Origin of the sequence: Azospirillum fermentarium, assembly GCF_025961205.1 — a bacterium.
GTDB lineage: Bacteria > Pseudomonadota > Alphaproteobacteria > Azospirillales > Azospirillaceae > Azospirillum > Azospirillum fermentarium.
Genome location: NZ_JAOQNH010000002.1, coordinates 748,662 through 762,152 on the forward strand (window position 1 = coordinate 748,662; position 13,491 = coordinate 762,152).

Here is a 13,491-nt window from a genome sequence, read left to right on the forward strand (position 1 = left end):
TGTGAGTTGCTCCCGCTTTTCATGCGCAAAACACCGGTTTTGCCGAAAATGTGCGGGGCGGGGCCGGAACAAACTGCCGGCCCGGAAAAGCTTTCCCCCTTGCCCCGTGAGAGGCAAGGGGGAAACCCGCGATCAACCCTCGGCGGAGGCGCGCTGGTGCTTCTTGCGCTCGTTGGGGTCGAGGTAGCGCTTGCGCAGGCGGATGGACTTGGGCGTCACCTCCACCAGCTCGTCGTCGGCGATGTACGACAGCGCCTTTTCCAGCGACATCTGGATGGGCGGGGTCAGACGGACCGCTTCGTCCTTGCCGCTGGCGCGCATGTTGGTGAGCTGCTTGCCCTTGGTGACGTTCACGTCCAGATCGTTGCCGCGGGTGTGCTCGCCGATGATCATGCCGGTGTAGACCGGGACGCCGGGGTCGATCAGCATCGGCCCGCGGTCTTCCAGGTTCCACAGGGCATAGGCCACCGCGGTGCCGTCGCAGTTGGAGATCAGCACACCGGTGCGCCGGGCGGCGATCGGCCCCTTGTAGGGGGCATAGTCGTGGAACAGCCGGTTCATGATGCCGGTGCCGCGGGTGTCGGTCAGGAATTCCGACTGATACCCGATCAGCCCGCGCGACGGCGCGTGGAAGACGATGCGGGTCTTGCCGCCGCCGCCGGGCTTCATCTCCACCATTTCGGCCTTGCGCTCGGCCATCTTGTTGACGACGGCGCCGGAGAATTCCTCGTCCACGTCAACCACGACTTCCTCGATCGGCTCCAGGCGCTGGCCGTTCAGGGGGTCGTTCTTGAACAGCACGCGCGGACGGCTGATGGACAGCTCGTAACCCTCGCGGCGCATGGTTTCGATCAGGATGCCGAGCTGGAGTTCGCCGCGGCCCGCCACCTCGAACGCATCGCCGTTCTCGGTGTCGCGGACGCGCAGCGCCACGTTGCCCTCGGTCTCGCGCATCAGGCGGTCGCGGATCATGCGGCTGGTGACCTTGTCGCCCTCGCGGCCCGCCAGCGGGCTGTCGTTGACCGAGAAGGTCATGGCCAGGGTCGGCGGGTCGATGGGCTGGGCTTCCAGCGGCTCGTTCACTTCCGGCGCGCACAGGGTGTCGGCGACGGTGGACTGCGACAGCCCGGCCAGGGCCACGATGTCACCGGCCTCGGCCTCTTCCACCGGCACGCGCTCCAGCCCGCGGAAGGCCAGCACCTTGCTGACGCGGCCCTGCTCCAGCAGCTTGCCGTCGCGCGACAGCGCCTTGATCGCCATGTTCGGCTTCACCCGGCCCGACTGGATGCGCCCGGTCAGCAGGCGGCCCAGATAGGGGTTGGCTTCCAGCGTGGTGGCCAGCATGCGGAACGGCTCGTCGGCGCTGTCCACCCGCGGGGCCGGCACATGGTCGCGGATCAGCTCGAACAGCGGCTCCAGGTTCTCGCGGGCGCCGTTCTCCAGATCGGTGGTGGCCCAGCCGTTGCGGCCCGAGGCGAACAGGGTCGGGAAGTCGAGCTGGTCGTCGGAGGCGTCGAGCGAGGCGAACAGGTCGAACACCTCGTCATGCACCTCGTGCGGGCGGCCGTCGGGACGGTCCACCTTGTTCACGACGACGATGGGGCGCAGGCCCAGCTTCAGCGCCTTGCCCAGCACGAACTTGGTCTGGGGCAGGGGGCCTTCGGCGGCATCGCACAGCAGGACCACGCCGTCCACCATGGACAGGATGCGTTCCACCTCGCCGCCGAAATCGGCGTGGCCGGGGGTGTCCACGATGTTGATGCGCAGATCCTTCCACAGCACCGAGGTGCATTTGGCCAGAATGGTGATACCGCGCTCACGCTCCAGGTCGTTGGAGTCCATGGCGCGTTCGGCCACCTGCTGGTTTTCGCGGAAGGAGCCGGCTTGCTTGAGAAGCTGGTCAACCAGGGTGGTCTTGCCGTGGTCAACGTGGGCGATGATCGCGACGTTACGGAGGGTCATGCTCATCCGACTAAAAGGGCGGCCGCCATCCGTCTTACCCATAGCAAAACGACCCGCCAGAGTGCATCTGGTGGGCACGGCCGGTTGTTTCTGTTGCCCTGCAATATAATGAAAGACCCATACGGGGCAAGCGCTATGGCCGTCTGGCGTAGGACCATTTTTCGATCCCAGACCTGCTGCATTTCGCTAGATTCAAGCGGTAGCTTTTCCGTATGCCCAGCCCCGCCGCCGCTTTCCCGGACTCTCATGACCATTTATGACCGGACCACCCCCTGGATCTTGCCGGCTGTTGCCGCCGCCCTGGCGCTGCCGGTCATGGTGTGGGCCGCCGACGAGGGAATCCCGGCTGCGCCGCAATCCCCCGCCGCCGACGGGGGGGATGGTGGGGGGGACGGGGCGCCCGAACCGGCGGTGGCCTACACCGTCACCCTGACGGGGGTGGAGGACGGCGGGCTGCGGGATGTGCTGGAACAATCCTCCTCCCTCTTCGCGCTCAAGGAGTCGCCGCCGCCGTCGCTGATCGGGCTGGAGCGGCGGGCGGAAACCGACCGCACGCGGCTGGGGGCGGCGCTGCGGTCCGCCGGCTATTACGACGCGCGGGTGGACATCGGGGTGGACCGCGCCGCGTCGCCCGTGGCGGTGACGCTGACGGTGGTCACCGGCCCCGTCTACCGCTTCAAGACGCTGGCGGTGAAGACGGCGGGCGGTGCCCCGCTGCCGGGCCCGGCCCCCGACGCCGCCGCCCTGGGGCTGCTGCCGGGCCCGGCCCCCGACGCCGCCGCCCTGGGGCTGCCGCCGGGGGCGGAGGCGCGGGCGCCGGCGGTGGTGTCGGCGCAATCCCGGCTGACCGCCCGGCTGGCGGAGGCCGGCTACGCCTTCGCCAAGGTCACGGACCGGGAGGTGGTGGTGGACCACACCGAGCGGACCATGGACGTGACCTTCACCCTGGATCCCGGCCCGCTGGTCCGTTTCGGTGCCGTGACGGTGGAGGGGGCCAGGGATGTGGACCCCACCCTGATCCGCGGGCGCATCCCCTGGGCCGCGGGCGACGTCTACGACCCCGCCCGGCTGACGCGGGCCCGCACCGATATCGCCAAGCTGGAAACCTTCGACACCGTGCGGGTGGCGCTGGCCGAGCAGCCGGGACCGGACGGGGTGACACCGGTGACGGTGACGGTGGTGGAGCGCAAGCCGCGTTTCATCGGTGCCGGCGTCACCTACACCACCGCCGACGGATTCGGCATCAACGGCTATTGGGGCCACCGCAACCTGTTCGGCCATGCCGAGCAACTGCGCCTGTCGCTGGACATCGCGCGGCTCAGCGCCAATACCGCAAGCTCCAGCGGCCTGGAAAAGACCGACTTCACCGTCGGCGCCGTCTTCCGCAAGCCCGATTTCCTGGAGCCGCACCAGTCGCTGGTGCTGTCGTTCACCGCGGTGACCGACAACCCGCCCGCCTATAGCCGCGATGCGGTGATCCTGTCGGGCGTGGTGGAGCGGCCCTTGAGCGAACGGCTGACCGTCTCCGCCGGGCTGACGTCGGAACGCGCCCGGCTGACGGTGACGGACGGGCAGGTGCAGAGCGCCCTGTTCGGCGTGCCGCTGGGGATGAAGTACGACGCCTCCAACGACCTGCTCAACCCGACGGAGGGGTACCGGCTGACCGCGGGCCTGACCCCGTGGTTCCCCATGGGCGGCGACACCAAAAGTTCGTTCGTGGAGACGCGGGCCACGGGGACCGCCTATTGGGGCCTGAGCGATGATGCGGTGCTGGCCGGGCGGCTGTCGCTGGGCAGCATCACCGGCGCCAACCTCGCCGCCATCCCGCCGCACAAGCGGTTCTACACCGGCGGCGGCGGGTCGGTGCGGGGTTTCGCCTTCCAGAAGGCGGGGCCGCGGGATGCCGCCGACAAGCCCACCGGCGGGCGGTCGCTGGCCGAAATGGGGCTGGAGGTGCGCTACAAGATCACCGACACCATCGGTCTGGTGCCGTTCGTCGATGCCGGCGGCGTGTTCGACAGCGCCTTCCCCGATTTCTCCACGCCCTTGCGGGTGGGGGCGGGGCTTGGCGTGCGCTATTACACCGATTTCGGGCCGCTGCGGGTGGACGTGGGCTTCCCCCTCAACCCGCAATCGGGGGATGCCCGCTGGCAGCTTTACCTCAGCCTGGGGCAGGCGTTCTGATACCGGCCTGATGGGCGGGACGGCCGGAGCCGATTGTTGAGCCACACTCAACAACGCATCTCGGAATGATGATTTGTGCTGGCGCCGCGCAGGCCCGATCATCACACCCGTACCACTGCCACGGCGTTTGCCGGCGTGGGTGTGACATTCCTTTTCGAAAAAAGGGTTCGTTTGATGATCGAGGCCAAGGGCTACGCCGCGCACGATGCCGCCTCTCCGCTGGTGCCGTTCCGTTTCGAACGCCGCGATCCGGGGCCGCACGACGTGCAGATCGAAATCCTGTACAGCGGCATCTGCCATTCCGACCTGCATCAGATCCACAACGACTGGGGCAATTCCGTCTATCCCATGGTGCCGGGGCACGAGATCATCGGCCGCGTGGTGCGGGTGGGGGAGGCGGTGACCAAGCTGAAGCCCGGCGACCATGCCGGCGTCGGCTGCATGGTCGATTCCTGCCGCACCTGCCCCGCCTGCCTGGAGGGGCTGGAGCAGTATTGCGAGAACGGGGCGACCCTGACCTACAACGACCGTGACCGGAACGGGGCGCTGACCTTCGGCGGCTATTCCGACCAGATCGTGGTCGAGGAACGCTTCGTGGTGAAGATCCCCGGCACCATGGACCTGAAGGCCGCGGCCCCGCTGCTGTGCGCCGGCATCACCACGTATTCCCCCCTGCGCCACTGGAAGGTGGGGCCGGGGCAGAAGGTGGGCGTGATCGGGCTGGGCGGGCTGGGCCACATGGGCATCAAGTTCGCCAAGGCGCTCGGCGCGCACGTGGTGATGATCACCACCTCTCCCGGCAAGGCGGAAGACGCCGAACGGCTGGGGGCGGACGCGGTGCTGCTGTCCCGCGACGCCGACGCCATGGCCGCCCACGCCGGCAGCTTCGATTTCCTGCTCAACACGGTTCCGGTGCCCCACGACCTCAACCCCTATCTGCGCCTGCTCAAGCGGGACCGCACCATGGCGCTGGTGGGGGTGCTGACCGGGCTGGAGCCGCCGGTATCGGGGGCCGCGCTGATCATGGGGCGCAAGTCGGTGGCGGGATCGGCCATCGGCGGCATGGCCGAAACCCAGGAGATGATCGACTTCTGCGCCGAGCACGGCATCGTCAGCGACGTGGAGATCATCCCCATCCAGGGGGTGAACGGCGCCTATGACCGGCTGGTGAAGAACGACGTCAAGTACCGGTTCGTCATCGACATGGCCTCGCTGCGCAACGAACCGCAGTTCTGACGCGCAACCAGACCACGAAAATAATGCACGGCGGGGTGGGCGTCCCATGGTCCGCCCCGTCCGTCCCTCTATCTTTTCGCTTCGTCCCTGGAACATCCCGTGATGGCCGGTGCGGGCGGTGCCGTCCCAAGCGAGCGCCCGTGCCGTTTTCCCCCCAGCCATCCCCCCCTTCACGGAGTGGCCCCCGATGAAACTGACTGTGAATGATCGCGCGTACGAGATCGACGCCGATCCCGACATGCCCCTGCTGTGGGTTCTGCGCGACCTGATCGGCCTGACCGGCACCAAGTTCGGCTGTGGTGCCGGCCAGTGCGGCGCCTGCACCGTCCATCTGGGCGGCCAGCCCATCCGCGCCTGCATCACCCCCGTCAGCATGGTGGAAGGCCAGGCGGTGGTGACCATCGAAGGTTTGACGGGCGACGGCCCGTCGGGCCGGGTGGCGGACGCGGTGACCAGGGCCTGGACCGCCCTGGACGTGCCCCAGTGCGGGTACTGTCAGTCCGGGCAGGTGATGGCGGCGGTGGCGCTGCTGACCACCACGCCCAAACCCACCGACGCCGACATCGACGCCGCCATGGACGGCAACCTGTGCCGCTGCGCCACGTATCAGCGCATCCGCGCCGGCATCCATGCCGCGTCCCGCACGCTGGAGGGCTGATCCCATGCGCTTTCTGTCGTCCATGACGGCCAAGCCCGCGCCTGCGCGCACAGCCCTGTCGCGCCGCGGCTTCCTGGTCCTGTCCGGCGTTGCCGGGGCGGGGCTGACGCTGGGGCTGCCGGCCCTGGCCGCCCCCGCGGCCTCCGCCGCCACGGGCGGGGTGCCGGCGCCTTTCGACGCCTATCTGCGGGTGGCCCCCGACGGCACGGTCACCGTGCTGTCCGCCCATATGGACATGGGGCAGGGCATCTACAGCGGCCTTGCCGCCCTGGTGACCGAGGAGCTGGGCGCCGACCCGGCGCAGATCCGGGTGGAGGGGGCGGCGGGCAACACCGCGCTTTACGGCAATCTGGCCTGGGGCGGAGCGATGCAGGGGACCGGCGGGTCCACCGGCATGATGTCGTCCTTCGACCGCTACCGCCGGGCCGGCGCCACCGCGCGCGCCATGCTGGTGGAGGCCGCGGCCCGCGCCTGGGCCGTGCCCGCCGCCGAGATCACGGTGGAGCGGGGCATCCTGTCCCACCGCTCGGGCAAGCAGGGGACGTTCGGCGCCTTTGCCGAGGCCGCGGCCAAACTGCCGGTGCCGGCGGACGTGCCGTTGAAGGCGCCCAGGGATTGGACCGTCATCGGGTCGGAGACCTTCCGCCGGGTGGACAGTGCGGCCAAATCCACGGGCCGCCAGACCTACACCATCGACGTCACGCTGCCGGGGATGCTGACGGCGGTGGTGGCGCACCCGCCGCGGTTCGGCGGCACGGTGCGGTCATTCGACGCCACGGCGGCCAAGGCGGTCAAGGGGGTGGTGGATGTGGTTGCCATCTCCCGCGGGGTGGCGGTGATCGCCGAACACACCTGGGCCGCCATCAAGGGCCGCGAGGCGCTGAAAGTCGATTGGAACCTGGACACGGCGGAATCCCGCGGCTCGGCGGCGCTGATGGCGGAGTTCAAGCGCCTGACCACCCAGCCGCCCACCGCCGTGGCCGCCCAGCGGGGCGATGCCGGCGGGGCCATGGCCAAGGCCGCGAAGACCGTGGAGGCCAGCTTCGAGTTCCCCTACCTCGCCCACGCGGCCCTGGAGCCGCTGGACGCCGTGGCCCGTATGGAGAACGGCGTGCTGGAGGTGTGGGGCGGTCACCAGATGCCCGACATCTATCAGGCCACCGCCGCGTCCATCGCCGGGGTGACGCCGGACAAGGTGACGCTGCACGTCATGATGACCGGCGGCGGCTTCGGGCGCCGGGCCACGCCGGATTCCGACGTGATCGTCGAAGCGGTGGAATGCGCCAAGGCCATCGGCTGGCGCGCCCCGGTCAAGGTGCTGTGGACCCGCGCCGACGACATGGCCGGGGGCCGCTACCGGCCCATGTTCCTGCACACGGTGAAGGCAGGGGTGGATGCCGCCGGCAAACCGGTGGCGTGGCAGCACCGCATCACCGGCCAGTCGATCCTGGCCGGGGGACCGTTCGAAGCCATGATGAAGAACGGCGTCGATCCCACCTCGGTGGAGGGGGTGGCCGACACGCCCTACGCCATTCCCAACATGACGGTGGAACTGACCTCGGTGAAGGCGGGGGTGCCGGTGCTGTGGTGGCGGTCGGTGGGGCACACCCACACCGCCTTTGCCATGGAAGCCATGATCGACCAGTTGGCGGCGGCGGCCAAGGCCGACCCGGTGGCCTACCGCCGCGCGCTGCTGGCCGATCACCCGCGCCACCGGGCGGTGCTGGATCTGGCGGCGGAAAAGGCCGGCTGGGGCCAGCCGCTGCCCCAGGGGCGGTTCCGCGGTGTGGCGGTCCATGAATCCTTCGGCACCGTGGTGGCGGAGGTGGCGGAAATCGCCGTGGACAGCCGCGGCGGCTTCCGCGTCGAACGGGTGGTGTGCGCGGTGGATTGCGGCGTGGCGGTCAACCCCGACCAGATCCGCGCCCAGATGGAGGGCGGCATCGGCTTCGGCCTGGGGGCGGTGCTGCATTCCAAGATCACGCTGACCGACGGCGTGGTGGACCAGGGGAACTTCGACACCTACCGCGTGCTGCGCATCGGCGAGATGCCGCGGGTGGAGGTGCACGTGGTTCCCTCCGCCGCCCCGCCCAGCGGTGTCGGCGAACCGGGGGTGCCGCCCATCGGCCCGGCGGTGGCCAACGCGCTGGCGGCGGCGGGCCGTACCGTTCGCGTGCTTCCCATGGACCCCGCCGCCCAGGCATGATCCCCCGGTCCTGACGAACGCCGGTTGTCACCCTTTCAGGGTGGGCAACCGGCGTCCTCATGGCTACATGAGGAGGAGGACGGGATGGAAAGGACTGGGCGTTGAAGGGTTTGCGGTGGGTGCTGTGGGCACTGGCGGGGCTGGTGCTGCTGATCGTCGTTGCCGCCGGGGCCGGCGTGGCGTGGCTGTCCAGCCCGCCGGGCCGGGCATGGCTGGAAGCCACGGTGGAGACGGCGGCCTCCGGTCCCGGCCAGGGGCTGGACATCGAGGGCTTGACCGTTTCCCCCGTCGGCGTCACCGCCGCCCGCATCGCCGTGTCCGACGCCCAGGGGGTGTGGCTGGTGCTGGAGCGGGTGCGGCTGGACCTCGCCCCTGCGGCCCTGCTGTCGCGCCGGGTGCGGATCACCGGGGTGGAGGCCGCCCGCATCGCCGTGGACCGCGCGCCCGTCGCCGCCCCCGCCCAGCCGGAACCCGCACCGCCGTCCGAACCGGGGCCGCTGCTGCCCGGCCTGCCGGTGTCGCTGTCGCTGGACCGGCTGGCGGTGGACAGCATCGAGCTTGGCCCGGCCCTGGCGGGGCAGGCGGCGCGCTTGCGCCTCTCCGCCGCGGGCCGGCTGGAGGCGGGGGGGCGGGAAGCCGCCCTGACCGCCGCCATCGACCGCATCGACGGTCCGCCGGGGCGGCTTGCCGCCGACATCGCCTTCGTGTCCGCCGGGGAGTTGCTGCGGGTGGACATCCGCGGCGACGAGCCGGCGGGGGGCGTGATCGTCACCACCGCCGGCATCCCCGGCGCGCCACCCTTCCATCTGGAGATCAAGGGCGACGGGTCGCTGGCCGACTGGCGCGGCACCGTCGCCGCCCTGGCCGGCGATGCCGCCCGCCTGACCGCCGACATCGGCGTGAAGGGCGTGGCGCAGGGGCACGCCGTCACCCTGTCGGCCACCGCCGACGCCCGCCCGGTGATCGAAGCCCTGGCCGGCGCCCCCGCCGCCGCCCTGGCCGGCGACCGCCCGACCTTGACCGCCGACATTCTGGTGGGGGGCGACGGCAGCATCGCCCTGCGTCCGGCAACGGTGACTGCCGCCGCCGGCACGCTCACCCTGTCGGGCACCGCCGGGCCGGGGGGATCGCCTCTGGCGCTGGCCTACACGCTCGACGTTCCGGCGGACTCGCCGCTGCACGCCCTGGCTCCCGTCGCCTGGGCCACCGCGCGGGCGGAGGGGCAGGTGTCGGGCACCCCGACGGCCCTGACCGTCAGCCTGTCCGCCGCCGTCCGTGATCTTCTGTCCACCGATCCCGCCCTGGCGCCGCTGGCCGGGCCGGAGGTGCGGCTGGACACCACCGCCACCATCGACACCGCCGCCGGCGGTATCCGCGTGCCGTCCCTGACCCTTACCACCCCCGCCGCCACGGTGGCCGCCGAGGCCACGGCCACCGGCTGGGGGCAGAGCGCGCAGGCACGGGTGACGCTGACCGCCGATGACCTGTCGCGGCTGTCGGCGCTGGCCGGCAAGCCCCTGGCCGGCAAGGCCACCCTGACCGCCGAGGCCGGCGTGGCCCCCGGCGGGGCGGTGCGGGTCGGCGGGGTGACGCTGGAGTCCCCCTATGTCCGCCTGACCGACGGGCGGGCGGCGCTGGCCGATGGCCGGCTCGACGCCGCCGCGTCGCTGCGGGCCGAGGATCTGTCCGTCCTGTCGTCCCTGGCCGGCGTTCCCCTGGCCGGCGGGGCCGGCGTGACCGTCACCGCCACCGGCCCCCTGGACGCCCTGGCGGTGGAGGCCAAGGCCGAGACACGTAATCTTGTGGCGAACGGCCGCACCCTGGGCCGCGTCACCCTGTCGGCCACCGCCACCGGGCTGCCGCAGGCGCCCGCCGGCACGGTGCAGGCCGGGGCGGCGCTGGAGGGGCAGACCCTTGCCCTCGGCGGCGCCTACGCCCTCTCGGGCGACACGCTGCGGCTGTCGGATCTGACGCTGACCGCCGGGCGCAACCGCATCGGCGGCGGGGTCACCGTCTCCCTCGCCACCCTGCTGGCGGAAGGGAAGCTGGAGGGCGACCTGCCGGCGCTGGATGCCTTTTCCGCGCTGGCGGGGGTGGAGTTGGGCGGGCAGGCGTCGTTCGCCGTCACTCTGGCCGGGCGCAACGGGCAGCAGGACGCCACCGTCACCGCCAAGGCCGGGGGGCTGCGGGTCACCGGCCCCGGCGGGCCGCTGCTGGCCGCCCGCACCCTGACCCTCGACGCAAGCGTCCGTGATGCCCTGGGCACGGCGGCGGGCAAGGCCGACCTGAGTTTGCGCGACGGATCGGCGGCGGGCACGCCGCTGGCGGCGGTGACGGCGGGCATCGACGGCTCGCTGGCCGGTGCCGGTTTCAAGCTGGATGTGAAGGGGGGCGGGGCCGAGGCGCCCAGCCTGACCCTGGCCGGCACCGCGGCCCAGACCAACACCCAAGCCGGCGCCCTGACCCGCATCCGCCTGACCGCGCTGACCGCCCGCGCGTCGGGCCAGACGGTGACCCTGACCAGGCCGGCAACGGTGGAGGTGGGGGCACAGCACTACGCGGTGTCCGGTCTGGCGCTGTCCAGCGGCGGGGCGCGGCTGACCGCCGACGGCGGGCTGACCGGCGGGCAGATGCGCGGCGGCCTGACCATCGACCGTTTCCCCCTGGCGCTGGCCGCCCTGGTTGATCCATCGCTGGCGCTGGACGGCACGCTGGGGCTGACGCTCAAGCTGGCCGGCACGGTGCAGGCGCCGCGGGCCGACGTGGCCCTGCGCCTGAGCGGGGTGAGTGCCGCCGGCATGGCTGCCGCCGGGGTGTCGGGGATCGATGCCACCATCGACGGGTCGTGGCGCAACAACCGCGTCACCGCCACCGGCACCCTGTCCACCCGCGATGCCGGGGCCGGGCGGTTGACGCTGCGGGCCGCCGCCCCGCTGGTGCTGAACCCGGACACGCTGGCGGTGTCGGTGCCGCCGCGCGGTGCTGTGTCGGCCTCGGCCCAGGGCACGTTCCAGCTGGCCCGGCTCAACGACCTGCTGGCGGCCAGCGGCGACCGGGTGCGCGGCACGCTGGCCGTGGACGTGACCGCCGGGGGCACGGTGGAGAATCCCCGGCTGGGTGGGGCGGTGACCATCAGCGGCGGACGCTACGAGAACCGCGCCAGCGGTGCCGTCGTCACCGACATCACCGCCCGTCTGGCCGGCGACGGCAAGGTCTTCACGCTGCAGGACTTCTCCGCCCGCACCGCCGGGGGCGGCACCATCACCGCCACCGGCACCGTGCGCCCCGCCCCGCAAGAACCACGGCAACTGGACATCCGGGTCAAGGCGGTGGACGCCCGCCTGCTGGCCATGGACATCGTGACCGCGCGCATCGGCGCCGATCTGTCCCTGACCGGCACCTTCGCCCGCGCGCTGCTGTCCGGCACGCTGCGGGTCAACCGCGCCGACGTGCAGGTGCCCAACCGCCTGCCCCCCAACGTGGTCGATCTGGGGGTGGAGGAGGTGGGACGCCCCCGCAACCGCAAGCCCACCCCGGTCAAGGCGGCGGTCAAGGAACAGAACCCCGACGCCCCCATGATCCTGGCCCTGGACGTCAAGGTGGACGTGCCCGGACAGGTGTTCGTGCGCGGGCGCGGGCTGGACGTGGAGTTGGGCGGCGACCTGCACGTGGGCGGCACCGCGGTGGCGCCTGCGGTCACCGGGCGGCTGTCGGTCCAGCGCGGGCAACTGGATCTGCTGGGCAAGCGCTTCGCCTTCAGCCGCGGCAACCTGGATTTCGACGGCGGGGTGGACCCGCGGCTGGACGTTCTGGCCGAGGCCACCGCCAATCAGGTGACGGCGCAGGTGGAGGTGACCGGCACCGCCAGCCGCCCCACCATCGCCCTGACCTCGCCCCAGGGGCTGCCGCAGGACGAAGTGCTCGCCCGCGTGCTGTTCGGCAAGCCGGCCAGCGAACTGGGAGCGGCGGAGGCGGTCCAGCTTGCCCAGTCGGCGGCGGAACTGGCCGGTTATGGCGGCGGCGGGGTGCTGGACACCGTGCGCCGCACGCTGGGGGTGGACCGGCTGGAATTCTCCCAGGGCACCGACGGCAAGCCCGGCGGGGTGGAGGCCGGCAGCTACATCAGCCGCGACGTCTATGTCGGCGTGGAACAGGGATTGGGGGCCGACCAGAGCCGGGTGAAGGTCGAGATCGACCTGACCGACACCGTGAAGGCCGAAGCCAAGGCCGGCGGCAACGAAGGGGCCAGCGTGGGCGTTAAGTTCGAGTGGGATTATTGATGGTGGTGGCAAAAAGACCGGCCACACCTCATCGTCATTCCCGCGAAAACGGGAATCCAGAAGATTTGTCCAGAGCGGTCCCTTTGGGATTCATATCGCCGCAGACGCGGCGTTTGCCTGGATTCCCGCTTTCGCGGGAATGACGAGAAAAATCGTTCTGAACAAGAATTGCACAAGAAAAAGGGCCGGCGGTTCGCACCCCCGACCCCTTTCCCGCGATACCTGGAAACCGCCGCTTACTTGGCGTCGGCGGCGACCTGCATCTTGACGATCTTGTCGGGGTCGGTCACCTGACCGTTGCGGTTGCTGGCCCCCTTCTTGATCATGTCCACGAATTCCATCCCCTCGACCACCTTGCCCCACACGGTGTACTGGCCGTTCAGGAAGCTGGAGTCGGCGAAGCAGATGAAAAACTGGCTGTCGGCGCTGTTGGGATCCTGCGCACGGGCCATGGACAGGGTGCCGCGGACGTGGGGTTCCTTGTTGAACTCCGCCTTCAGCTTCTTGCCCGAGCCGCCCATGCCGGTGCCGGTGGGGTCGCCGGTCTGGGCCATGAACCCGTCGATCACGCGGTGGAAGACCACGCCGTCGTAAAAGCCTTCGCGGGTCAGTTCCTTGATGCGGGCCACGTGGTTCGGGGCCAGGTCGGGGCGCAGTTCGATGACGACGCGGCCGTCCTTCAGGTCAAGGTACAGGGTGTTTTCGAGATCCAAGGCGAATGCCTCCCCAATGAACAGGACGGCGGCTGCCAGCGCCGCCAGGATAATGCGGGATAACCGCAGCATGTGACGTTGTCTCCCATCTGCTGTCCGCTGGCCGGGACGATAGGGGAAAGCGGGGCCGATTTCAAAGCGGACTTGTATCCCCGCCCCCATCCCGACACATTCGCCCTATACCAACCACGACAGAACCGGAGCTTGGGCCAAGCCGGGGGAACCGTTGCGCGCGAAGAACCGCACCACAGG

At 70.8% G+C, this 13,491-nt stretch carries 7 protein-coding genes; 5 read left to right on the forward strand and 2 right to left on the reverse strand.

The annotated features are described in order from the left end of the window. Window positions 1–132: 132 nt before the first annotated feature. The gene (typA, locus tag M2352_RS18195; RefSeq protein WP_264665925.1) at window positions 133–1,962 is read right to left on the reverse strand and encodes a translational GTPase TypA; all 1,830 of its coding nucleotides are present in this window, start codon (window positions 1,960–1,962) and stop codon (window positions 133–135) included. Between the two features lie 246 nt (window positions 1,963–2,208). On the opposite strand from typA, the gene M2352_RS18200 reads away from it, so the two are divergent. The 5 genes from M2352_RS18200 to M2352_RS18220 all read left to right on the forward strand — a co-directional run bounded on the left by M2352_RS18200 (window position 2,209) and on the right by M2352_RS18220 (window position 12,526). Beyond that, the gene (locus tag M2352_RS18200; RefSeq protein WP_264665926.1) at window positions 2,209–4,146 is read left to right on the forward strand and encodes an autotransporter assembly complex protein TamA; all 1,938 of its coding nucleotides are present in this window, start codon (window positions 2,209–2,211) and stop codon (window positions 4,144–4,146) included. Window positions 4,147–4,320: 174 nt separating this feature from the next. Next, entirely contained in the window at window positions 4,321–5,382 is a 1,062-nt protein-coding gene (locus tag M2352_RS18205; protein WP_264665927.1) for an NAD(P)-dependent alcohol dehydrogenase, read from the forward strand. 187 nt (window positions 5,383–5,569) lie between these two features. Next, entirely contained in the window at window positions 5,570–6,040 is a 471-nt protein-coding gene (locus tag M2352_RS18210) for a (2Fe-2S)-binding protein (protein WP_264665928.1), read from the forward strand. A gap of 4 nt (window positions 6,041–6,044) precedes the next feature. Then, window positions 6,045–8,246 carry a xanthine dehydrogenase family protein molybdopterin-binding subunit gene (locus M2352_RS18215; protein ID WP_264665929.1) on the forward strand — a complete coding sequence of 734 codons (2,202 nt, stop codon included), beginning with the start codon at window positions 6,045–6,047 and terminating at the stop codon, window positions 8,244–8,246. 101 nt (window positions 8,247–8,347) lie between these two features. After that, window positions 8,348–12,526, forward strand: a complete 4,179-nt coding sequence (locus M2352_RS18220; RefSeq protein ID WP_264665930.1) for a translocation/assembly module TamB domain-containing protein — start codon at window positions 8,348–8,350, stop codon at window positions 12,524–12,526. A gap of 236 nt (window positions 12,527–12,762) precedes the next feature. On the opposite strand, the gene M2352_RS18225 is transcribed toward M2352_RS18220, so the two are convergent. Further along, window positions 12,763–13,311, reverse strand: a complete 549-nt coding sequence (locus M2352_RS18225) for a peptidylprolyl isomerase (protein ID WP_264665931.1) — start codon at window positions 13,309–13,311, stop codon at window positions 12,763–12,765. Window positions 13,312–13,491 lie beyond the last annotated feature (180 nt).

Bases quoted from the DNA above. Each gene is read 5' to 3' on its own strand.
- typA (WP_264665925.1), bottom strand. From the start codon at position 1,962: ATGACCCTCCGTAACGTCGCGATCATCGCCCACGTTGACCACGGCAAG.
- M2352_RS18215 (WP_264665929.1), top strand. From the start codon at position 6,045: ATGCGCTTTCTGTCGTCCATGACGGCCAAGCCCGCGCCTGCGCGCACA.
- M2352_RS18205 (WP_264665927.1), top strand. From the start codon at position 4,321: ATGATCGAGGCCAAGGGCTACGCCGCGCACGATGCCGCCTCTCCGCTG.
- M2352_RS18200 (WP_264665926.1), top strand. From the start codon at position 2,209: ATGACCATTTATGACCGGACCACCCCCTGGATCTTGCCGGCTGTTGCC.
- M2352_RS18210 (WP_264665928.1), top strand. From the start codon at position 5,570: ATGAAACTGACTGTGAATGATCGCGCGTACGAGATCGACGCCGATCCC.
- M2352_RS18225 (WP_264665931.1), bottom strand. From the start codon at position 13,311: ATGCTGCGGTTATCCCGCATTATCCTGGCGGCGCTGGCAGCCGCCGTC.